The sequence below is a fragment of the Marinovum sp. J2-8 genome, from assembly GCF_055808435.1.
On record NZ_JBVVRZ010000001.1, the window covers coordinates 783,830 to 806,337 of the forward strand.

At 60.0% G+C, this 22,508-nt stretch carries 18 protein-coding genes and 5 pseudogenes; 10 read left to right on the plus strand and 13 right to left on the minus strand.

Annotation, left to right across the window (positions count from 1 at the left end):
- Window positions 1-296 precede the first annotated feature (296 nt).
- Window positions 297-1,268, plus strand: a complete 972-nt coding sequence (locus tag AC0L4F_RS03905; RefSeq protein WP_244685587.1) for a DNA cytosine methyltransferase — start codon at window positions 297-299, stop codon at window positions 1,266-1,268.
- Complete coding sequence (locus tag AC0L4F_RS03910) at window positions 1,261-2,118, plus strand: NgoMIV family type II restriction endonuclease (protein ID WP_244685589.1); 858 nt, start codon at window positions 1,261-1,263, stop codon at window positions 2,116-2,118. The genes AC0L4F_RS03905 and AC0L4F_RS03910 overlap by 8 nt, the downstream gene beginning before the upstream one ends.
- A gap of 185 nt (window positions 2,119-2,303) precedes the next feature.
- On the opposite strand, the gene AC0L4F_RS03915 is transcribed toward AC0L4F_RS03910, so the two are convergent.
- From AC0L4F_RS03915 to AC0L4F_RS03955, 9 genes and pseudogenes are all read right to left on the minus strand, one after another.
- On the minus strand, window positions 2,304-3,371 hold the full coding sequence (locus AC0L4F_RS03915; protein ID WP_348524065.1) for a LacI family DNA-binding transcriptional regulator: 1,068 nt from the start codon (window positions 3,369-3,371) through the stop codon (window positions 2,304-2,306).
- 1 nt (window position 3,372) lies between these two features.
- Window positions 3,373-5,008 (minus strand): annotated as a pseudogene (locus tag AC0L4F_RS03920) (dihydroxyacetone kinase subunit DhaK).
- Window positions 5,009-5,019: 11 nt separating this feature from the next.
- Window positions 5,020-6,012: an ABC transporter ATP-binding protein gene (locus tag AC0L4F_RS03925; RefSeq protein ID WP_244685594.1), complete on the minus strand. Its 993-nt coding sequence runs from the start codon at window positions 6,010-6,012 to the stop codon at window positions 5,020-5,022.
- Window positions 6,005-7,102, minus strand: a complete 1,098-nt coding sequence (locus AC0L4F_RS03930) for an ABC transporter ATP-binding protein (protein WP_244685596.1) — start codon at window positions 7,100-7,102, stop codon at window positions 6,005-6,007. Before AC0L4F_RS03930 ends, AC0L4F_RS03925 begins: the two co-directional genes overlap by 8 nt.
- Window positions 7,103-7,114: 12 nt before the next feature.
- Window positions 7,115-7,303 carry a hypothetical protein gene (locus AC0L4F_RS03935; RefSeq protein WP_244685598.1) on the minus strand — a complete coding sequence of 63 codons (189 nt, stop codon included), beginning with the start codon at window positions 7,301-7,303 and terminating at the stop codon, window positions 7,115-7,117.
- Window positions 7,300-8,238 carry a carbohydrate ABC transporter permease gene (locus AC0L4F_RS03940; RefSeq protein ID WP_244685601.1) on the minus strand — a complete coding sequence of 313 codons (939 nt, stop codon included), beginning with the start codon at window positions 8,236-8,238 and terminating at the stop codon, window positions 7,300-7,302. Before AC0L4F_RS03940 ends, AC0L4F_RS03935 begins: the two co-directional genes overlap by 4 nt.
- Before the next feature lie 121 nt (window positions 8,239-8,359).
- On the minus strand, window positions 8,360-9,307 hold the full coding sequence (locus AC0L4F_RS03945) for a carbohydrate ABC transporter permease (RefSeq protein ID WP_244685603.1): 948 nt from the start codon (window positions 9,305-9,307) through the stop codon (window positions 8,360-8,362).
- A gap of 78 nt (window positions 9,308-9,385) precedes the next feature.
- Window positions 9,386-10,705, minus strand: a complete 1,320-nt coding sequence (locus AC0L4F_RS03950) for an ABC transporter substrate-binding protein (RefSeq protein ID WP_244685605.1) — start codon at window positions 10,703-10,705, stop codon at window positions 9,386-9,388.
- A 295-nt stretch (window positions 10,706-11,000) separates the two neighbouring features.
- A complete protein-coding gene (locus AC0L4F_RS03955; RefSeq protein WP_244685607.1) occupies window positions 11,001-11,246 on the minus strand; it encodes an accessory factor UbiK family protein in 246 nt (81 codons plus the stop codon).
- Between the two features lie 104 nt (window positions 11,247-11,350).
- Here AC0L4F_RS03955 and lgt point away from each other — a divergent pair.
- From lgt to AC0L4F_RS03980, 5 genes and pseudogenes are all read left to right on the plus strand, one after another.
- A pseudogene (gene lgt / locus AC0L4F_RS03960) lies at window positions 11,351-12,249 on the plus strand (prolipoprotein diacylglyceryl transferase).
- Window positions 12,246-13,307, plus strand: a complete 1,062-nt coding sequence (locus AC0L4F_RS03965; protein WP_244685610.1) for a class I SAM-dependent methyltransferase — start codon at window positions 12,246-12,248, stop codon at window positions 13,305-13,307. The pseudogene lgt and the gene AC0L4F_RS03965 overlap by 4 nt, the downstream one beginning before the upstream one ends.
- Window positions 13,304-14,063 (plus strand): annotated as a pseudogene (gene pgeF, locus AC0L4F_RS03970) (peptidoglycan editing factor PgeF). The gene AC0L4F_RS03965 and the pseudogene pgeF overlap by 4 nt, the downstream one beginning before the upstream one ends.
- Before the next feature lie 163 nt (window positions 14,064-14,226).
- Window positions 14,227-15,912: a tetratricopeptide repeat protein gene (locus AC0L4F_RS03975; RefSeq protein ID WP_244685612.1), complete on the plus strand. Its 1,686-nt coding sequence runs from the start codon at window positions 14,227-14,229 to the stop codon at window positions 15,910-15,912.
- Window positions 15,899-16,705: a 4-(cytidine 5'-diphospho)-2-C-methyl-D-erythritol kinase gene (locus AC0L4F_RS03980; protein ID WP_244685614.1), complete on the plus strand. Its 807-nt coding sequence runs from the start codon at window positions 15,899-15,901 to the stop codon at window positions 16,703-16,705. The genes AC0L4F_RS03975 and AC0L4F_RS03980 overlap by 14 nt, the downstream gene beginning before the upstream one ends.
- 59 nt (window positions 16,706-16,764) lie before the next feature.
- Here AC0L4F_RS03980 and AC0L4F_RS03985 read toward each other — a convergent pair whose 3' ends face one another.
- Window positions 16,765-17,763: a polyprenyl synthetase family protein gene (locus AC0L4F_RS03985; RefSeq protein ID WP_244685616.1), complete on the minus strand. Its 999-nt coding sequence runs from the start codon at window positions 17,761-17,763 to the stop codon at window positions 16,765-16,767.
- A gap of 55 nt (window positions 17,764-17,818) precedes the next feature.
- Here AC0L4F_RS03985 and AC0L4F_RS03990 point away from each other — a divergent pair, with 55 nt between their 5' ends.
- The 3 genes and pseudogenes from AC0L4F_RS03990 (at window position 17,819) to AC0L4F_RS04000 (ending at window position 19,070) form a co-directional block, all read left to right on the plus strand.
- The gene (locus tag AC0L4F_RS03990) at window positions 17,819-18,034 is read left to right on the plus strand and encodes a putative signal transducing protein (RefSeq protein ID WP_244685618.1); all 216 of its coding nucleotides are present in this window, start codon (window positions 17,819-17,821) and stop codon (window positions 18,032-18,034) included.
- Window positions 18,027-18,805, plus strand: a pseudogene (locus AC0L4F_RS03995) (tRNA1(Val) (adenine(37)-N6)-methyltransferase). The gene AC0L4F_RS03990 and the pseudogene AC0L4F_RS03995 overlap by 8 nt, the downstream one beginning before the upstream one ends.
- Window positions 18,806-18,896: 91 nt before the next feature.
- On the plus strand, window positions 18,897-19,070 hold the full coding sequence (locus tag AC0L4F_RS04000; protein WP_244685621.1) for a YdcH family protein: 174 nt from the start codon (window positions 18,897-18,899) through the stop codon (window positions 19,068-19,070).
- 328 nt (window positions 19,071-19,398) lie between these two features.
- Here the strand turns inward: AC0L4F_RS04000 and phbB are convergent, their stop codons facing one another.
- From phbB to AC0L4F_RS04015, 3 genes and pseudogenes are all read right to left on the minus strand, one after another.
- Window positions 19,399-20,121, minus strand: a complete 723-nt coding sequence (gene phbB / locus AC0L4F_RS04005) for an acetoacetyl-CoA reductase (RefSeq protein WP_244685623.1) — start codon at window positions 20,119-20,121, stop codon at window positions 19,399-19,401.
- Between the two features lie 171 nt (window positions 20,122-20,292).
- Window positions 20,293-21,467: pseudogene (locus AC0L4F_RS04010) on the minus strand (acetyl-CoA C-acetyltransferase).
- 182 nt (window positions 21,468-21,649) lie between these two features.
- Window positions 21,650-22,480: an EAL domain-containing protein gene (locus tag AC0L4F_RS04015; protein WP_244685625.1), complete on the minus strand. Its 831-nt coding sequence runs from the start codon at window positions 22,478-22,480 to the stop codon at window positions 21,650-21,652.
- Window positions 22,481-22,508: the final 28 nt, after the last annotated feature.

Here is a 22,508-nt window from a genome sequence, read left to right on the forward strand (position 1 = left end):
GGGGCTGTGGACAGTTCCCCGACCCCTACCTGATATGGTGAGGTGTCGTGCTAAGCATGTAAAGCAATATTTGTGTGACCCCGCCAATAAGTTGTGGATGAATTGAATTCAGGCACAACAGACAGGCAGCGATCCAGAACCCCATTGCCATTTCGCCGCTATAGACCCGTTGCAAGGCCATGCGTCAAGAACAATGTGCGAACAAAATTTGCAAAACCCCAGATATTGGGTCTATCTTCTGACGGTCCCCACGGGTAGTTTGACAGAACGCGGGAAAAGACGAACACGGGGCGATCATGCGGGCAACACTGACTTCTGTAGAGCTATGTGCCGGGGCAGGCGGCCAGGCGCTTGGGCTGGAGAAAAGCGGCTTTTCGCATGAGGCGCTGGTCGAGATTGAAAACCATTGCCGCAATACGCTGCGGCTCAACCGTCCGCAGTGGAATGTGGTGGAAGGCGATCAGGCCGATCTGAACCATTTTGATGGCCGTCCCTATGCGGGGATTGATCTTTTGGCTGGCGGTCTGCCCTGTCCGCCGTTTTCCGTTGCGGGCAAGCAGCTGGGCGATGCGGATGAACGCAACCTGTTCCCACATGCGCTGCGGGTTGTGGATGAAATCCGCCCCAAGGCGATCATGATCGAGAATGTGCGCGGTTTTCTGGATGCGGTGTTTGCCGATTATCGCCAGCATCTGAAACGGCAATTGTCGAAACTGGGCTATGAAACCGATTGGCATCTGTTCAACGCGTCGGATTTTGGCGTGCCGCAATTGCGGCCGCGGGTGGTGATTGTCGCCATTCGCAAGGATCTGGCCGAGAATTTCACCTGGCCGGTGTCGCTTGAAACCTCGCCCAGGACGGTGGGGCAAACGCTGTTTGATCTGATGGGCGAACGCGGCTGGCGCGGTGCGGCCAAATGGCGTGACGGCGCGGATGAAATTGCGCCGACAGTTGTTGGCGGATCGAAGAAACATGGCGGTCCCGATCTTGGGCCGACACGCGCGAAACGGGCCTGGGCGACGCTGGGTGTGGATGGCATGGGGATTGCCAATGAAGCGCCGGACCGGGATTTTGTCGGAATGCCGCGGCTGACCGTTCGCATGGTGGCGCGGTTGCAGGGATTCCCGGATGAATGGGCGTTTTCGGGCAAAAAGACCCCGGCCTACCGCCAGATTGGCAATGCCTTTCCGCCGCCGGTGGCCGCCGCCGTATCGGCCCGGATTTCCGAGGCGATCACCACCCGCAAATCGGTGCAGGTTGTTGCCTGACACGTCTGCGGTGGCGTGGCTGACAAAGGCCCGGCGCGAATTCCATGCCAGCATTTTGAATTCAATTCTGACCCTGAGTGACAAGGGTGTGCCCAGCAATGCCGACAAGGGCAGCCGCCCAAGTGTCGAGATCGCCAGCGCCATTGTGGCGAAAATGGGCGTTGCCCGCACTGCGCCGAAACTGCCCGGTCAGACATCGGGTGCGGATTTCGAAGAGATATGCGCCGGGTTTATCGGCCTGTGCCTGGACCGGCTGGGCCATTTGCGGCCCGGGCAGTTTTCGGTGACCAAGGGCGGCGCGATTGCCCAGTTCGATCAATATGCGCACCTTGATGAGCTGGAGGCAATTTCGAAATCCAATCGTGAAATTGCGACGGCGCTGGGGTCGGATTACCTGATCAAACCGGACATTGTGGTGGCCCGTCAGCCGGAAAGTGATGCGCGGATCAATGCCCGCGAATGTCTGGTTGATGCGGATGCGGCCCGGTTGAGCGCGCTGCGCGCGGTCAATCAGCCGATGCCGATCCTGCATGCGTCTTTGTCGTGTAAATGGACCCTGCGCAGCGACCGTGCCCAGAATGCCCGGTCAGAGGGGCTGAACCTTGTGCGCAATCGCAAGGGGCGGCTGCCGCATATTGCGGTGATCACCGGTGAGCCGACGCCGGGGCGCATCGCCTCACTGGCGCTGGGCACGGGCGATATCGACTGTGTCTATCATTTTGCCTTGTATGAATTGCGCGCGGCCCTGGTGGATCAAGGGCGCGATGATACGCTGGAGCTGTTGGACACGATGATCGCTGGCAAGCGGCTGCGTGATATTTCCGACCTGCCGTTGGATCTTGTGACCTAGCCGGTTTCGCCACGCCTTTGCGTGTCGACAGGTTGGGGGGCCAGCCCCCCAAACCCCCCGGGATATTTCCGGTCAGATGAAGGGCATGACCGAGAGAGATTTGATCGTTCGGGGTGGTTGATCAGATCTCTTGCGGGGCAGGTTGTTTGCGGGTCAGGTTGTGTTTGGTTCAGGTTGCCTGTGGCTCAGGTTACGTTTGGCTCGGGGGGCATGTTTTCTTTCATGTAGATGTCGATCCGGATGCGTTCCTGCGCCGGGTTATGCGGGACGTTGTCGACCTTGGCGCGCAGGACGCGGACGCAGGACCGCACCAGATGGCCGCAATCCTGAGAGATCAGCGCGTCGAAGGTGCCCTGGTTCAAGGCCTGTCGTGTGAGCGGGGTCAGCTCATGTGCGATGACCACCAGATCCTTTGGCGCGGCGGTTTCGGACAGAAACTGGATCAGCCCGGCGTTGCCCGCGGCAGAGGAATAGATGCCGCGCAGGTCGGGATAGGCGTTGAACACTTCCGGCAGGAGTTTGTAGATCAGATCCGGGTCGTCGCGGCCTTCGACCGAGGCGAGGACCTGAAGTTCGGGGAATTGTGCGGCAGCGACCATGTCGAACCCCTGGCGGCGTTCGAGGTGGTCGCGGGCGAGGCGGGATCCGGTGATCACGAGAACCTTGCCCGGGCGGCGCAGGAACCGGCCCAGAAGCTGAGCGGCGGTGCGCCCGGCCGAGATATTGTCGATGCCCACAAAATGATCGCGTCGCGAGGATGGCAGGTCAGAGACCAGCGCAACCACGGCGATCCCCTTGTCGCGGGCGCGGTTGACCGCATCGCGGACCGAAGGCGTTTCCGGGCTGAACAGCGCGACACCGTCAATGGCACCCGGGTCCAGCCCGTCGAGGATGGCGACAATGTCCAGTGGATCAAAGGGTTTGGCGGAAATGGTGGAAAGCCGGGTCCGCTCATTTGCCAGTTTGTCCGCCTGGTCGGCGATTTGGTTGTGCAGGGCCTGCACAAATTCATTTGATGTGTCGGGCAGGATGAACAGGATGTTGTAGACCCGCTGACGCGCCAGATTGGCGGCCGCGGTGTCGCGCACATAGCCCAATTCCGCGATGGCGGCGCGGACCTTCTTGATGGTGATGGCGCGCACACCGGGGCGTTCGTTCAGCACACGGTCCACGGTCGCCAGGCTGACCCCGGCAACGCGGGCAATGTCGTTGACCGTCGGTTTTCCGACCAGTTTCAGTCCCGGCTTGGTCAGTTTAGCTCTCCATCTCGCGGGCCAGGCCTTCGAACAACAGGGCCACGGCTTCGGCGCCGGGGTCGTTGTGACCTTTGAGGTTTTCCTCGGGGACATAGGCGGCGCGGCCGGCCTTGGCGCGGTGGATGGCTGCGGTGCTGTCTGCGCCTTGACGGGCGGCGGCCGCGGCGGCGGCGATGCCATTTGGCAGGGCGGCGAGCGCGGGGTGCAGCGCATCGACCATGGTGCGGTCGCCGACCTGCGCACCGCCGACCTGGCTGACACGGTCCAGCCCTTCGATCAGGGCGCGTGGCACCGGGGCGCCATTGGCACAGGCGTCCCCCGCCGCATTGAAATAGATCGCGAGGATCACACCGGAAGAGCCGCCCATGGTTTGGCTCAGCTCATTTCCAAGTGCGGGGAAAAGCTGGGTCAGATCGGCCAGCGGCAGGCGATCCAGCCGCGATTTCAGGGCGTGGGCCGCGGTGGCCAGGGTGCTGCCGGTGTCGCCATCGCCGGATTTGGCATCTAATGCGTTCAGCGCGCTTTCGGCAGAAATCAACAGATCGGCGACGCTTTCGATGGTGCGGCGCGTGGTGGCGTTGGCGGATGGGATCGGCTCGATCGGGGTCAGGCCGTCGGGCAGGGGGGTGATCGCCACCGGTTGCATCGGTTGCATCCCGGGCCAGGCGGCCAGATTGACCGGCACAGCAAGTGCTGCCAATTCATCGTCCGAAGCGGCCAGCACAGAGACGGAAAAGCCATGCATGTCGAGCGAGGTCATCATCGGCGCGGGGCCAATCACATGGCTGGCAAGACCGGATTGCGCCAGCGCATGGGTCAGCACCGACATTTCCAGCGGCGTGGTCGCGCCGAGGTTGTTGATAAGTGCAACATTGTTTGCAGAGCCGGTGTTGGGATCTGTGCCGCTCTGCAACTTGGCCACCACGGTGTCCATCGCAACCTTGGCAGAGGTGAAATCCACCTGTTCAACGCCGGGTTCGCCGTGAATCCCCAACCCCAATTCGGCCTTGCCCGCGCCAATGCGGTTTTCCTTGGGCGATCCCGGCACGGTGCAGGTGTCGAGGCTCATCCCGATGCTGGCGACGCGGGCGATCACGCCGCGCGCTGCAGCTTCGACCGCATCGAGATCGGCGCCTTGTTCGGCCAGCGCACCGGCGATTTTGTGCACGAACAGGGTTCCGGCCACGCCGCGCGGTTGTGGCAGGTCGGGCAGGGCGATGTCATCATCCACCACCACCATGGCCACCTTGCGGCCAAGGGCACGGGCGCGTTCCGCCGCCAGCCCGAAGTTCAACCGGTCGCCGGTGTAATTCTTGACGATCAACAGGCCAGCCGGCCTCGCCGGTGACGGCCAGAATGCCGGCCAGCACCGCCTCGACCGAGGGTGAGGCAAAAACCTCGCCGCAGACGGCGGCGGTCAGCATAAAAGGTCCGACAAATCCGGCATGGGCCGGTTCATGTCCCGACCCGCCGCCGGAAATCAGCGCGACGCGCGATTTGTCCCAATCGGTGCGATAGACCACCTTGATATGCGGATAGCCGTCAAGGCGCGACAACGTCCCGCCGGACGCTGCCAGCAGGCCGTCTATCGCCTCGGTCACGAGGTTTTCCTTGGCGTTGATGAATTGTGCCATAATCGTCCTCCCTATAGGGCGCGGGCGCCGGATGCATCGAAATAAAGCGGATTGACCGGGCTGATTTTGATGGTGTCGTCCGGGGTGTAGCTGGCATGGGGATCGGCCAGGGTGGTGACCGCATGCCCCTGAAGTTCCAGATGCAGGCGGGTTTGATCGCCCAAGTGTTCGGCGCGGATCACCCGTGCCTCGGCGCCGTCGCCCTGTTGGATATTTTCCGGGCGCAAGCCGATTTGCGGCCCCTTGTGGCTGCCTGCAAACAGCGTGGAGGGCAGAATATTGATCCGCGGCAGGCCAAGGCGGCTGGCGACATAGACGCTTGTCGGGTTGGAATAGATCTCACGCGGGGTGCCGTATTGCACCAAGCGCCCCGCTTCCAGCACGCCGATATGGCTGGCCATGGTCATGGCTTCGATCTGGTCATGGGTGACATACAGCAGGGTCGAGCGCAGTTCGGCATGAATGCGTTTGAGTTCGATCCGCAGGTCAGAGCGCAATTTCGCATCTAGCGACGACAGCGGTTCATCCATCAGGTAGATCGACGGCGACCGCACCAAGGCGCGCCCAATCGACACCCGCTGCATTTCCCCGCCCGACAATTCGGTGGCCTTGTTGTCCAGCTTGTGCGGAATTTGCAGCACTTCGGCGATTTTGGCGACCTTGCGGGCGATCTCGTCTTCTGGTGTGTTCAGGATCGGCGAGCGCAGCGGAAAGGCGAGGTTGTCGCGCACGCTGAGATGCGGATAAAGCGAATATTGCTGGAACACCATTGCCACGTCGCGCTGGGCGGGGGGATCGTTTTTGACATTGCGCCCGGCGATCTGGATTGATCCGCTGTCCAGCGTTTCCAACCCGGAAATCAGCCGCAGCGTGGTGGTTTTGCCGGCACCGGTTGGCCCCAGCATGACGACAAAGGCCCCGTCGGGGATATGCATCGAGATATTGTCGACCGCGCGGGTCTGGCCGAAACTCTTGGTGATTGCATCTAGGATGACCTCAGCCATGGATCTGGCTCCCGTCGTTCAGGGCCGAACGCAGCGCGTGGCCGGATGTTTGATCAAAGATGGTGACGGTTTCGGATTTGAAACTTAGCCCAACGGTTTCATCCACCTTGGCCGGGTGCGCGGCGCTGACCCGCGCCTTGACCTGACCGTTGGCGGTGTCGAGCGTGATGATCTGGGTGGTGCCAAGGTATTCCGTCGCCAGAATGCGCCCCCGATAGGCCGCCGCGTCGTCCAATTGGATATGCTCGGGCCGCACACCAAAGACCAATTGCCCGGCACCGCCCTGCCGCAATGCGGGGATTGCGGTCTGGGTGCCGTTCAGATCGACCTGTGATGCGCCGGGGGCCAAGCTGGCCTTGAAGGGCAAGAAGTTCATGGGCGGCGAGCCGATGAAATCGGCAACAAACATGGTGGCGGGTTTGTCGTAGATTTCCTGCGGCGTGCCGAATTGTTCAACCACCGCATTGTTCATCACCACAATCTTGTCGCCCATCTGCATCGCTTCCAGCTGGTCATGGGTGACATAGACCGTGGTGGCGCCCATCCGGTCATGCAGCGCGCGCAGCTCCTCGGCCATGTGTTCGCGGAATTCGGCATCCAGCGCGCCCAGTGGTTCGTCCATCATGAAGGCCTTGGGTTCGCGCACGATGGCGCGGCCCAATGCAACGCGCTGACGGTCACCACCGGACAGCCCCCCCACCGGGCGATCAAGAATATCCTCGATCCCCAGAATATGCGCGACTTCGGCGATCTTGGCCTTGACCTGGGCACGCGGCATGCCCTGGGACACCAGCGGATAGGACATGTTGCGCCGCACATTCATATGCGGGTAAAGCGCGAACATCTGGAACACAAAGGCGATGTCGCGTTGCGATGGCGGCCTTTGGCTGATCTCTTCGCCATCGAGGAAAATTTCGCCACTTGTCGGCAATTCCAGCCCGGCGATCATCCGCAGCGTCGTGGTCTTGCCACAGCCCGAGGGGCCGAGCAGCATGAAAAATTCGCCATCCTCGATGGTGAAGGAACTTTCCCGAACGGCGTTGAAGTCGCCGAAGGTTTTCTTGAGGTTTTTGATGACAATCTGCGCCATGGGATAGCCTGCCTATTCCGGGAAATGGCTGACGACGATGAACATCACCGTGCCAATCAGCGTGACAAGGAAGGAATAGGTATATCCCCAGAGAACAAAGGGTTGCATCAGCATGAACACCCCCAGCGCGATCAGGATTGTTGCCACCATTTCCCACGGACCACGCCGCAGCTGTAGCAGACCTTGGAAAAAATCGCTCATTTGCGCACCGCTCCGAATGTGATCCCGCGCAACAGATGTTTGCGCAGCAGGATGGTGAAAATCATCACTGGCAGAAGAAAGATTGTCGCCCCGGCCGCAACAGCAGGCCAATCGAGACCGCCAACGCCGATAATGGTCGGAATGAACGGCGGCGCGGTCTGGGCTGTGGCCGAGGTGAGAAGCACCGCAAAGGCATATTCGTTCCAGGCAAAGATCAGACAGAAGATCGCGGTCGAGGCGATGCCGGTGGCGGCCTGCGGCAGCACAACCTTGTAGAACGCCTGAAACCTTGTGTAGCCGTCGATCAGTGCCGCTTCTTCGTATTCGCGCGGGATTTCGTCGATGAACCCTTTGAGCAGCCAGACCGCGAGCGAGATATTGACCGCCGTATAGAGCAGGATCATGCCCAGATGCGTGTCCGACAGCCCCAGATTGCGATACATCAGGAAGATCGGGATCGCGACGGCAATCGGCGGCATCATCCGGGTCGACAGGATAAAGAACAAAAGGTCATCGGCCAACGGGATCTTGAACCGGCTAAAGGCATAAGCCGCCAATGTGCCAAGGAAAATCGACAGGAATGTCGAGCCAAAGCCGATGATCACTGAATTCATGAACCGCTCGCCAAACTTCGACTGGCCGACAATGACCATGTCATATTTGCGGACAATCTCATCCGCCCAGTTCTGGGGCGGATTGGCGTTCAGAAATTCCTCGGTTTGACGGGTGCGGGTGGTGAAAAGGTTGACGTAGCCCTCTAACGTCGGTTCGAACACCACTTTCGGCGGATAGGAAATCGCATCAGCCGGGGATTTGAAACCGGTGATCATGATCCAGACCAGCGGGATCATCGTGACCAGCGCATAGATCACAACCATTGTGCCGGCGAACCATTTCTGCCGCGAAGACGGGGCGGTGACGGTGTAGCTGCTCATGTCGGTGTCCTCATGCCTGGCCCGGTCCCGGACGTGTTCCGGGACCTCCCTGCAAAGCGTGATGTATCGTTTGATATGAGGTCCCGGATCAGGTCCGGGACGGCGACGCGGCTCTGGAAGGTCATCGTTCTTTCACCTTGTTCAGCGCCTTGACGTAGATCGAGGCCAACCCAAACACCGTGACAAACAGGATGATCGCATAGGCCGAGGCATAGCCGGTGCGCCATTTTTCAAACGCCTCACGCTTTAGATTGATTGAGGTCAGTTCGGTGGTGGATCCCGGCCCGCCGCCGGTCAGCTGCACCACCAGATCGAACATTTTGAAATTCTCGATCCCGCGGAACAGCACCGCCAGCATCAGGAAGGGCAGCACCATCGGAATGGTGATGGTAAAGAACTGCCGCAGTTTTGAGGCCCGGTCGATTTCGGCGGCCTCGTAGATGTAATCCGGGATCGACCGCAGGCCGGCCAGACAGATCAGCATGACAAAGGGCGTCCACATCCAGGTGTCGACAATCACGATCGACCAGGGCGCAAGATTGACCTGCCCCAGCATTTCAAAGCTCGACGGATCCTTGCCGGTGAAAAACGACACGATGTAATTGAACAGCCCGATTTGCGGCTGGTAGAGGAATTTCCAGAAATTCCCGACCACCGCGGGCGACAGCATCATCGGCAGCACGATCACCGTGGTCCAGAAGGGCGAGCCGCGAAAATTCTTGTTGATCAGATAGGCCAGCGTGAAGCCGATCAGGACCTGCAGCACAATCGTCCAGATCAGGAAATGCGCCGTTGCCTGCATGTTCAGCCAGATGTCTAAATCGGTCAGGATGCGCTCGTAATTGCGCAGGCCAATCCACTCTGTCTCGCGGTTGATACGGTTGGCCCGAAAGTTGGTAAAGCTGAGCCGAATGGTCCAGATCAGCGGAAAAATATTGACCGCCAGCAGTAGGAAAATCGTCGGTCCGACAAAGATCCACGCGATGGCGCGATCCGACAAGCCTTTGATTTTGCGCGCAACTGGGGCGGGCGTTGCCGCAGCAACGCGATCTATCGTACGGTCTGACATGGGAAAACCTGTCTGTTGGACGTGGTATGTCCGTTAAGAGCCGGGGCACGATGGGCGCGCCCCGGCAATGTCAAAAGGTCAGAGCTTGCCTTCGTCTTCGAAGGTTTCGGTCCAATCTTCGATCAGCTTGTCCAATGCTTCCTGCGCCGTGCCCTGATCGGCCACCACGTAATCGTGGACGCGTTTTTGCATCGCCAGCAGCAGCTCGGCATAGGTCGGTTCCTGCCAGAAGTCCTGAACATTCGCCATCGCCTCAAGGAAGTCACCGGCAAAGGGCTGGCTGTCGGCAAAGCCCGGATCGTTCAGCACGGAATTATGCGCGGAATAGCCGCCCAATTCCCACCATTTTGCCTGAACCGTGGGCTGGGCGAACCATTTGACATATTCCAGCGCCGCATCCTGTTTGTCAGAATAGCTGATCACCGAAATACCCTGACCGCCCAATGTCGAGGCCGGGACGTTTTGCGGCGGGTTGACGAAAAAGTCGATCTTGTCGCCGCCGGTGTTGGGATCGGCATAAAGGCCGGGGAAGAAGGCGAACCAGTTCATCGCCATGGCCACCTGACCGGATTTAAAGGCGTCGAGGCTCTCGCCCATGTAGGAATTGGTATAGCCCGGCGGTGTCGCGGTTTCGTAGAATTCCTTATAGAATTCAAGCGCCTCTACCGCTTCGGGTGAGTTTACAGCACCCGGCATGTCATAAGAACCGGGGGTGTTTTCATATTTGAACCCCCAGGTATAGAGCGCGCCGGTCACGCCCATGGTGATGCCTTCAGAGCCACGTTCGGTAAAGATCGCAGCACCGTAAACGGTTTTGCCGTCGATTTCGCGGCCCTGGAAAAACTGGGCGATTTCCAGCAGCTCGAGCTGGTTCTTGGGTTCCGCCAATTCGCGGCCCGTCGCCTCAAGGAACGCGGCGCGAATGTCTTCGCGGGCGAACCAATCCTTGCGATAGAACCATGCATTGGCATCGCCCATCGCGGGCAGGGCATAATAGTTTTCGGTCCCCTTGGGCCAAGTGGAATAGGCATAGACGGTCGCGGGCGCGAAATCGTCCATCGAAATGCCTTCATCCGCGAAAAAGTCGTTCAATTTGACGTAATGACCGTTTTCGGCCCCGCCGCCGATCCATTGGCTGTCGCCGATCAGCAGATCACATAATTTGCCGCCGGAGTTCAGTTCGTTCAGCATCCGGTCTGCGAAATTTGGCCAGGGCACAAATTCAAAATTCATTGTGTGGCCGGATTCGGTTTCGAACTCTTTGGAAAGTTCTACAAGCGCGTTCGCCGGATCCCAGGCGGCCCAACAAAGTGTAAGGTCTTCGGCCTGAGACGTTGTGGCCGCGCCAGTGACCGCAAGGGCAAGTGCGCTGACCGTCGCCAGTTTCGAATAAGTCATCCAATCCTCCCTGATTAAATGTTCCCACGATCATTTACAGGCGAATCGCGGTGTACACCCAGCGTATTTGAGGTACGCCCCTCAGGTCCAGATATTTTTGAGGTTCGTACCTCAAACACAGGTCGAAAGCCCGCGCGCCGGGCGGGGCAGCGGGGGTTTGCAAGTGCTTTGACGATTGGGGGAAGGCGTGAAAAGACGCAGCTTTTCAATATTTTGCGGGCATCTCAGGGAAATGCGCGCACCAATTGCGCCGATTTTGACCTTGGGTCAATTAACCGGCGCAATGATAGCGGTATCAGTCGTTTTTGGCTTCCAGCGCGGAAATGCGCGCCTTCAAAGCCTCGTTCTCTTCGCGGGCTTTTTGTGCCATGGCACGCACCGCATCGAACTCGTCCCGCGTGACGAAATCACGGTCCGCCAACCAGCGGTCCATCATGCCCTTCATCGCGGTTTCGGCTTCGGTTTTGGCACCTTGGGCCACGCCCATGGCATTGGTCATCAACTGCGAAATATCGTCGAATACCTTGTTTCGGCTTTGCATGGGGTCACTCCGTTACATTCGCTCTCTATATGGCAATCGAAATGTGAAGCGACAAGGGCAGAGCCAAGGTTGACCTTGTCGAAAACCAGAGGCACAGAGCGCTTATGCAGGCTATGATCCCCTTTCCCCCGCTATCGCCAGAGCTGATTTCATTCACCTTGTTCGGCATGACCTTTGCGCTGCGCTGGTATGCGCTGGCCTATATCGCCGGAATTTTGCTGGCCTGGTGGATTGCCCTGCGCGCGGTCAAACGGCCGCAGCTTTGGGCCGACAACACCGCGCCTATGCGCCCCGATCAAATCGAGGATCTGCTGACCTGGGTGATCCTGGGGGTGATTCTGGGCGGGCGGATGGGATTCGTTCTGTTCTATCAACCCGGATATTATCTGACGCATCCGATCGAGATCCTGATGATCTGGCAGGGTGGTATGGCGTTTCATGGCGGGTTGCTGGGGGTTGTGCTGGCGGCCTGGATCTGGAGCGCGCGCAATGGCGTGGCCAAACTTCCGCTGGCGGATGTGATGGCGCTGGCCACCCCGCCGGGGCTGTTGTTCGGGCGGTTGGCAAATTTCGTCAACGCAGAGCTGTGGGGCCGGGCGACAGAAATGCCCTGGGGCGTGGCGTTCCCGGGGAACTGGCGCAATCCTGTGGCCAACCCGCAGGCCAGCTTTGTGCCCGCCACCCCAGCCAGCTTTATGAAGCCGGGCTGGAGGGGCTGATCCTTGGCGGGGTGCTGTTGTGGCTGGCCTTCCTGCGCGGCTGGTTGAAAACACCGGGGCGGATTGCGGCAATGTTCTTTGCCGGATATGGCGCGGCGCGGTTTTTCGTCGAATTCTTTCGTCAACCGGATGCCCAGTTTCAAGGGCCGGGAAACCCGCTGGGGCTGGCCTGGCATCTTAACGGATATGGCCTGACCATGGGGCAAATGCTGTCTTTGCCGATGATCGTGATCGGCCTGTGGCTGGTGCTGCGCAAACGGCCCGGGACACCCGATCCGGCATGACGGCGTTAAAACATATTCTGCTGGAACGGATTGCCGCCGAGGGGCCAATTTCGCTGGCCGATTACATGGGCACCTGCCTGCTGCATCCCGAATATGGGGTTTATACGGCGCGTGATCCGCTGGGGGCGGCGGGGGATTTCACCACTGCGCCGGAAATCAGCCAGATGTTTGGCGAATTGATCGGCCTGTCCCTGGCGCAAAGCTGGATGGACCAGGGCGCTCCTGGGCGTTTCACGCTGGCCGAACTGGGGCCGGGGCGCGGGACGCTGATGTCTGATATTCTGCGGGCTGTGCGCCGGGTGCCGGGGTTTCTGGATGCGGCAGAGGTTGTTCTGGTCGAAGCCTCACCCACCCTGCGCGCGCGCCAGAAAGAGGCGCTGTCGGGGTATGAGGTCACTTGGGCTGATTACGCCGAAGATCTGCCGGAGGCCCCGCTCTGGCTGGTGGCGAATGAGTTTTTCGATGCCCTGCCAGTGCGTCAGTTTCAGCGCAGCGGTACAGGCTGGTGCGAGCGACGTGTCGGGGCAAAAGGCGATGATTTGATCCTCGGTTTGGCCGGGGCGGCCCCGGTGCCCGCCCTGGCGCATCGGCTTGAGGATACCCGCGACGGGGACATCGTGGAAATTGCGCCGGCGCTGCCGGGGGTGATGTCCGCCATCGGCCAGCGCATTGCCGATCATGGCGGCGCGGCATTGATTGTCGATTACGGTGATTGGCGCTCGTTGGGGGATACGGTGCAGGCGCTGGAAAAACACGCGCGTGTTGATCTGCTCGACCGGCCCGGTCAGGCCGATCTGACGGCGCATGTCGATTTCGAGGCGATTGCAGGCGCTGTCCGTTGTGCCCACAGTCGGCTGACCACCCAGGGTGTGTTTCTGGAACGGTTGGGGATCACCCAACGTGCACAACAATTGGCGCATCATCTGGCCGGGGCCGATCTGGAAACCCACATTGCCTCACATCGGCGGTTGACGCATCCCGAAGAAATGGGGACGCTCTTCAAAGTGCTGGGGCTGATGCAGGATGGGGCCCCGCCGATACCCGGATTGGACATATGACCCTCGAAATTCTGACGTCGGACCTTTTGGGACCTTTGCAGCACGGGTTTTTTACCCGTCGGGGGGGGCGCGTCTTCGGGGATATTTCGCGGGCTGAACTGTGGGTTGGGGTCGTCAGATCAATCGGAAATCGTGGCGATCAACCGGTCGCGTGTGGCCGCGGCGTTGCAGGTTGATCCATCAGAGTTGAACACGCTGCATCAGGTGCATTCTGCAACAGCGATCACGGTGACCGCGCCGATCAGTGGCGCGCCGCCCAAGGCCGATGCCCTGGTCACGGATCAACCGGGCATTGCCCTCGCGGTGCTGAGCGCCGATTGCCAGCCGGTGCTGTTTGCCGATGCCGACGCCGGGGTGATCGGGGCCGCCCATGCGGGATGGCGTGGCGCCATTGATGGCGTGCTGGAGGCGACGCTTGACGCGATGACGGCGCTGGGCGCAAACCGTGCCAAGACCTGCGCCGTCATTGGCCCGTCCATCTCGCAGCGCGCCTATGAGGTTGGGCCCGAATTCATCGAAGATTTCATTGCCGACGATCCTGACAACACCCGGTTCTTTGCGCAGGGCAACGGGGATCGGTATATGTTTGACCTGCCGTCCTTTGGTCTGTCGCGGTTGCGTCGCGCGGGCGTGGGACAGGCCGCATGGATCAATCATTGCACCTATCACGACCCGGATCGGTTCTATTCCTATCGCCGGTCGGTGCATGCGGGCGAGGCCGATTATGGCCGCTTGATCTCTGCAATCCGGCTTTGAGGCGATTTTGCCGATAATTCGGCGGTGACGATAACGTGAAACCGCCAATCTGGGGGGAATAGGCGTGTTTGCATTGCCTGTTCATCATCACAGCACTAGGCTTCGTTCCTGAGCAGCAAGGGAGTGGCGTGTGCCCAAATCTAGAATTTCATGGATTATCGCAGTGGGACTTGCCCTGGCGGGTGGTGTTTCGGCTTCGGCGGCCACTTTGTCCGGATCATATTTGGCGGCGCGGCAGGCGGGGTATCATACCGATTTCCGGGCAGCGGCGAAGTATTACGAACTTGCATTGCAACACGATGGCGAAAATCCCGGTTTGATCGAGGCCGCCGCCGCATCACGCCTCTCGCTGGGTGAGATCGGACGCGCGCGTGATCTGGCGCTGAAACTCGAACAGATAGGCCAGAGATCGCAGCTTGCGCATATGGCGCTGATCGGGGGCCACGCAAAAGAAGGCCGTTATGGCGATATTGTTGCGATGGTGGATGCGGATCGCGGCATTGGGCCGCTGATCGACGGGCTGTTGGTGGCCTGGGCGAAACTGGGTGATGGTGACATGACCTCGGCCCTGGTCGAATTCGACCGGGTGTCCGGGCAAAAAGGCCTGAAGGGATTTGCGCTTTATCACAAGGCGCTTGCATTGGCCTCGGTCGGTGATTTCGAAGGGGCCTATGGTCTGATGACCGCTGACGGCGGCGGCGCGGCCCTGATGACCCGGCGCGGCATCGTCGCACGCGTGCAGGTCATGAGCCAGCTTGGCATGAACCAGGAGGCGGCGGCGTTGCTGGACAGCAGCTTCAACGCGCGGCTTGATCCCGGCCTGCGCGCGCTGCGCGACATGCTTGCTTCGGATACGGTTGTGCCCTTCACCACTGTGGCTGGCCCGCGCGATGGTATGGCAGAGGTGTTTTACACCATTGCCGGCGCGCTGGATGGCGAGGCGGGCGATGATTACACCCTGCTTTACGCACGAATCGCGCAATATTTGCGCCCCGATCACGTTGATTCGATCCTGTTGGCGGCGCAGTTGCTGGAAGATATGCAGCGTTACGAACTGGCGGTCGAAACCTATGCCATGGTGCCCGCAGACGACCCAGCATATCATGCCTCGGTTCTGGGGCAGGCGGATGCCCATCGCGCTTCGGGACAGATCGGTGCGGCGATTGCCGCGCTTGAGACTCTGGCCGAAACCCATGGCGAATTGCCAATTGTGCATGTGTCGCTGGGCGATCTTTACCGGGGGGAGGGGGATTATGCCTCTGCCGTGACCGCATATGATCGCGCCGTGGCGCTGTATGACACCCCGGAAAAGGCCCAGTGGTTCGTGTTCTTTGCCCGTGGCATCACCAATGAGCGGCTGGATCAATGGTCCGCTGCCGAGGCCGATTTCCGCAAGGCGCTGGAGCTGAGCCCGGATCAGCCGCAGGTGTTGAATTACCTTGGGTATTCGTTGGTGGAACAACGCCAGAAACTGGACGAAGCGCTGGAAATGATCGAACGCGCCGTCGATGCGCGGCCCAATTCCGGCTATATCGTCGATAGTCTGGGCTGGGTGCTGTACCGGCTGGGGCGCTACGACGAAGCGGTGATGCATATGGAACGCGCGGCAGAGCTGATGCCGGTTGATCCCGTGGTCAATGACCATTTGGGGGATGTGTATTGGGCCGTGGGTCGCGCGCTTGAGGCGCGGTTCCAATGGCATCGCGCGCTGAGCTTTGTGGATCTGGAAGATCCAAACAACGAGGCCGATCCAGAGCGTATTCGCCGCAAGCTGGACGTCGGCCTTGATGCCGTCCTGACGGAAGAGGGCGCGCCGCCCCTGCGGGTGGTGGAGAATGGCGCAGACTAAGGTTTTTGCCCCGGCCAAGATCAATCTGACCCTGCATGTCACGGGGCGGCGGTCGGATGGCTATCACCTGTTGGATTCGCTGGTGATGTTCGCAGAGGTGGGCGATGTGGTACGTGTTGCCCCGGCCGCTGAAATGTCGTTGCGGGTGACCGGGCCGATGGCAACGGGTGTGCCAGAGAATTCGGGCAATCTTTGTTGGCGCGCGGCAGAGGCCTTTGGCGAACCGGTCGCAATCGAGTTGGAAAAACACCTGCCCGCTGCCGCCGGAATCGGCGGTGGATCATCCGACGCGGCAGCGGTGTTGCGTGCGATGGAGCGGCTGTTTGGTCGGGCTTTCCACGGCGATCCCTTGGCGCTGGGCGCGGATGTGCCGGTGTGTCTTTTGGCGCGGGCGGCGCGGATGTCCGGCATTGGCGAAATTGTTCAACCTGTCCGCTGCGATGCGGTGCAGGCGGTGTTGGTTAACCCGCGCGTTGCGGTATCGACGCCAGAGATCTTTCGCCGTCTGACAACCAGAGACAACCCGCCGATGGAGCCAGACCTCGCGACCATGGATCTGCCGTGGTTGAAACAACAGCGCAACGACTTGCAACCACCTGCGCAGGCCTTGCAGCCAGTGATTGGCGAGGTTCTGGCGGCATTGCGTGATGTCGGCGCGGGATTGGCGCGGATGTCCGGGTCTGGCGCAACCTGTTTCGGGGCGTTCGAAACACGGGCAGAGGCCGAGACCGCGGCACAGCGGCTGGCAGCATTACACCCCGGCTGGTGGGTGGCCGCGACGAAACTGGCGTGACGCGCCAAAGGGTTCGGGAACACGCCTGCCAATTCCGCTGACTGAACTGGCCCGCGGCCTCAGGTCACCCGTGCCACCACATAATTTGCCAAATCGTCCAGCATGCCGCGGATCGGGTGATCCGGCAGGCGGGTCAAGGCCGTGCGCGCCTTGTCTGCCCAGGCCAGAGCATCCTGCCGGGCCGCGTCCAGCGTGCCATGTTTGTTCAGCAGCGCCAAAGCCTGCTCCAGATCGCCTTCGCCTTGCTGGCCCTTTTCGATTGTGCGCTTCCAGAAGGCCCGTTCCTCTGCGTCGGCACAGGCCACCGCCTTGATCACCGGCAGGGTCAGCTTGCGTTCGCGGAAATCGTCGCCGATGTTCTTGCCCGTCGCCTCTGATCCCCAGTAATCCAACAGGTCATCTACCATCTGAAATGCGATCCCCAGCGCATCGCCATAGTCAAACAGCGCCTGCACTTCTTCTTCGGGCCGCCCGGCGATGACGCCGCCAACCTCGGTCGCGGCTGAAAACAGCGCCGCCGTCTTGCCGCGGATCACCTGAAGATACAGGTCTTCGTCAGTTGCAGATTTCTGGGCCGCAGACAGTTGCAGGACCTCGCCCTCGGCAATCGTTGCCGCAGCGTTGGACAGGATGTCGAGTACGCGCAGATTGCCGGGTTCCACCATCATTTGAAATGCCCGTGCGAACAAATAATCGCCAACCAGGACGCTGGATTTATTGTCCCACAGAAGGTTGGCGGTCGGCCGGCCCCGTCGTTGGGCGCTTTCGTCGACCACGTCATCATGCAGCAGCGTCGCGGTGTGAATGAATTCCACCGTTGCGGCCAGCTTCACATGATCCTCGCCGTCATAGCCGCACATCCGGGCGCAGGCCAAGGTCAGCATCGGGCGCAGCCGCTTGCCGCCTGCATCGACCAGATGCGCGGTCACTTCCGGGATGCGCGGCGCATGTTTTGACGCCATCCGCAGACGGATCAGATCGCCAACAGCCGCCAGATCCTCGGCCAGCGCTTCGGCCATCCGTTCATGGGGTTTTTGCATCGCGTTGTCCAAGCTCATCACACTCCTGTCACAAGGCTCGACTTTACCGTCACCTTGGCCTTACATCCCCAGCATGGAAGAGCTGCTGCGTACCAACGATATCACCGTCATCGCCTATGCCACCGCCCTGTTGCAGGACGAGGGTATAGAATGGTTTGAATTAGACGTAAATATGAGCGTGCTGGAAGGGTCAATCGGCATCCTGCCCCGGCGGCTTATGGTGCGGCGCGACGCATTGGCGCGGGCCCGGGTGTTGATGCATGAACACGACATTCGGCTGGATGGATAAAACCAGCGACAATGCCTTTTTGGGCGGTCGGCTGCAAATTCTGCAACCCCGTTCCGGCTATCGTGCGGGAATCGACCCTGTTCTGCTGGCGGCGTCGGTTCCGGCAAAAGCCGGGCAATCGGTGCTGGAACTTGGCTGTGGGGTCGGCACGGCGCTGCTGTGTCTGGCGGCGCGCGTGCCGGATCTGTCGTTGACGGCGGTGGAGCTACAGCCGGAATATGCCGCTTTGGCGCGGGAAAACGCGGCGCGCAATCAGGTTGCGATCGCGGTGACCTGTGCGGATCTGGATGACCTTCCGGCGCCGATCAAGGGGCGATCTTTCGACCATGTCATTGCCAATCCACCATTTTTTCTGCGCGGGCCTGCGACCGGCGGCGGCGATCCTGCCCAGGAAACCGGGCGTGAGACCGGACGGGGGAGGGGCTGGCGCTGTTGCGATGGGTCGAAGTGGCGGCAAAACGTCTGGCGCCCGGTGGTTGCGCGACATTCATTCAGCGGGCCGAACGTCTGCCGGATCTGATAAGCGCCTGCGAGGGGCGGCTTGGTTCGTTGGAAGTGCTGCCGCTTGCGCCGCGTGCGGGGCGTGCCGCGCGGCTTGTGCTGTTGCGGGGGCGGAAGTCCGGGCGCGCGGCCTTTCGCCTTCATGCGCCGCTGGTTTTGCATCAGGGCGCCGCACATATCCGGGATGGCGATGATTACTGTGAACTGATCTCGGATGTGCTGCGAAATGGGGCGGCTTTACCCTTTGGCGGCTCAGGCTCAGGGCCGTAAGCGGGGATTTACCGTTTTTCGCGCTTGCAGCGTGACAGAATTGTAAAAGTGTGGTGCACTGCATTTGCACATGTACCAAAAGGAGAGCCTCATGAGCCTGAGTTCGCACCTGCAGGAACTGAAGAAGAAACACCAAGTACTTTCGGAACAAGTGGAACAGGTGCAGCGCGCACCGGGCACGGATGACCTGCATATCGCGGACCTGAAAAAACAGAAGATGCGACTGAAAGAAGAGATTGTGCGACTCTCGGAAGAAACGGTCTAGCCCTTCTGTCCCGGCGGCGCGGGATGACGTGCCGCCAATTTTGGGTCCTCGGCGCGATTTGGCGAAACGGATGTTTCAATTCGGATCTTTCGACGTCGCGCCCTATCATAGAATATCAATCCTGGGGCGGTTTTCCGCCCCTTTTTGCGGCCTTGACCCAGTGATGCGGTAGGCCACCTGGACCGCAGGTTCACGCGACGCGGTTTCCAGTCGCGGAAAGCCCAGCAAGAAAAATCAGTAAAAAATGCCGTAAAAAAAGGGCCAGCCAAGATGGCCAGCCCTTGATTGTCTCGTCGTGCCGCGGCCGAAGCATCAGCACCCTGCGGCGTTAGCCAAAGAATTGCGCGCCATTGGCGGAAATGGTCGAGCCGTTGATGAAGCCCGAATCTTCGGAGGCAAGGAAAGCCACGCAGCGGGCAATTTCTTCGGGCTCGCCCAGACGACCGGCCGGGATCTGGCCGATAATCGCTTCGCGCACTTTTTCTGGCACCGCCATGACCATTTCGGTGGCGATATAGCCGGGGCAGATGGCGTTGGCGGTGATGCCGGCGCGGGCGCCTTCCTGGGCCAGAGACCGGACAATGCCGATGTCGCCAGCTTTGGTTGCGGCATAATTGACCTGGGCGAATTGACCCTTTTGACCATTGATCGAAGAAATCACGATCACGCGGCCAAATTTACGCTCGCGCATGCCGGGCCAGATCGGGTGAACGGTGTTGAACACCCCGGTCAGGTTGGTGTCGATCACCTGTTGCCATTGCTCCGGCGTCATTTTGTGGAACGGTGCATCGCGGGTGATACCGGCGTTGGCGACCACGGTGTCGATCGGACCAATGTCGGATTCGACCTGGGCGATGCCGGCCTTGCTGTCTTCATAGCTGGCGACGTTCCATTTGTAGGTCTTGATGCCAGTTTCCGCAGTAAAGGCCGCAGCGGCCTCATCATTGCCGGCATAGGTGGCGGCAACTTCGTAGCCCTCGGCCTTCAACGCCTTTGAAATTGATGCGCCAATGCCGCGCGATCCCCCAGTGACGAGTGCAACTCTTGCCATGATCTTCCTCCAGTCTAGCAATGTATTCGGTAATCCTGTTACCGGTTTGATCGTGATTGCGCAACTTTATTGCGCTTAATTGCGGGCCATTCGTCAAATTCTGTCGCTGGCCGCCAAAATGTTCAAAAAAGGGGCGCAATTATGCGCCCCTGGTATGGCTTTTGCCGACGCTTATGGCCGCTCCACACAGAGCGCCACGCCCATGCCGCCGCCGATGCACAGCGTGGCCAGACCTTTTTTCGCGCCGCGCCGCTGCATTTCAAACAGCAGGGTGTTCAAAACCCGCGCCCCGGAGGCCCCGATCGGGTGGCCGATCGCGATTGCGCCGCCGTTGACGTTGACGATGGCCGGATCCCAGCCCATGTCCTTGTTCACGGCACAGGCCTGAGCGGCAAAGGCTTCGTTGGCTTCGACCAGATCAAGATCGTCAACCGACCAGCCGGCTTTGTCCAAAGCTTTGCGCGAGGCATAGATCGGGCCGACACCCATGATCGACGGGTCCAGACCGGCAGTGGCATAAGAGGCGATGCGCGCCAGTGGTTCGATACCGCGTTTTTCGGCTTCGTCCGCGCTCATCAACAGGGCGCCGGCGGCACCGTCGTTGAGACCGGAGGCATTGGCCGCTGTGACCGAACCATCGCGGGTAAAGGCCGGGCGCAGTTTCTGCATGGCTTCGATAGTGGCACCGTGACGGATGTATTCGTCATTTTCGACCACAATGTCGCCTTTGCGGGTCTTGACGGTGAAGGGCACGATTTCGTCGGCGAATTTGCCCGCCTTCTGTGCCGCTTCGGCCTTGTTTTGCGACGCAACGGCGAATTCATCCTGCTGCTCACGGCTGATCTGCCATTTTTCAGCAACGTTTTCAGCAGTTTGGCCCATGTGGTAGCCTTTGAAAGCATCCCAGAGACCATCGCGAATCATGGAATCGATATACTGCATGTCGCCCATTTTCTGGCCCTGACGCAAATTTGCGACATGGGGGGACATCGACATGTTTTCCTGTCCGCCAGCGGCAACAATTGCAGCATCGCCAAGCTGAATGTGCTGGGCGGCCAGCGCAATGGCGCGCAGTCCCGAACCACAAACCTGGTTGATGCTCCAGGCCGCCGATCGATTGGCAGGCCGGCATTGATATGTGCCTGGCGTGCGGGGTTTTGGCCCTGGCCCGCTGTCAGAACCTGACCCAGAATCGTTTCACTGACATCGGCTTTGTCGATACCGGCACGTTCAACCAATGCTTGTAACATAGTTGCGCCAAGATCATGCGCGGGGGTATTCGCAAAAGAGCCGAGAAAGGACCCAACAGGGGTCCGCGCAGCCGAGGCGATAACGACATTGGTCATGGTTTCTTCCTTCACCAGTTTTGGCGCAGGATCATATCAGGCCATATGAAAAGAGCCCTGACATCCCCCGCCGCTCGGATAAATTCCATAACGTAAAGGCTGATTTGCGGCAACAGGCGGATGCTCAGGATTGTGAGGAAACAGCCCCCTGCAACACCTAAGCCTGTAAATGCCGCAGATCATCAGGCGCTGGCCTTTTGCTGGCGTTCCTCCCGCCAGGGGGGGGTCACAGTGGGGGCGCCAAAGAAATACCCCTGAAGACAATCCACGCCCATACTGGTCAGGACCTCGACATCCTCTGCCTTTTCGACGTTTTCGGCCACGGTGAACATGTCGAATTGCTGGGCAATGGACAGGATGGCCTTTGCCAGGACCTGATTGTCGGGATCGGCATGAATATTGCGGATGAACTGGCCGTCGATCTTCAGAATGTCGAACTGAAATTGTTTGAAGTGCCGCAATGCGGTGAACCCGGCGCCAAAATCATCCAGGGCAAAGGCGATTCCCTTTTTCTGCAGGTCCGACATGAAGCCAATCACGATTTCCGGCACCATCATCGCCGAGCTTTCGGTGATTTCCAGAATAAGCCGCTCGCCCACCGTGGGATCGGCACGCAGCCCGTGATCCAGCGTGCGCATCCAGCGGCGATATCCGATCGACCGCGCCGACATATTGATCGCCAGCCGCAGGGACGGGGTGCGCGACAGTTCCAGCAACCCCTTTTCCAATGCCAGACAATCAATCATCCGGCCAATTTCGGTTTCCTCGATGGCGGAAATGAATTCCCGTGCGGGGATCACCCGCCCGGTTTCGTCCAGAACGCGGATCAACCCCTCGTAAAATGCCATACGGTCCGGGCGGCGGGCCTGAACCACCGGTTGAAAGGCCAACATGACCTGTTTGTGCTTTACAGCCGCTTCTACCATGTCGAGAACATTCTGATCGCGCAGCATCAAAGCTTCGGCGAGAACGTTTTTCTTTTGCGCCTTATTCTGCGGCGGCCTTTGCGCCATCTTTCAACCCTCCGTTGCGGACCGGGGC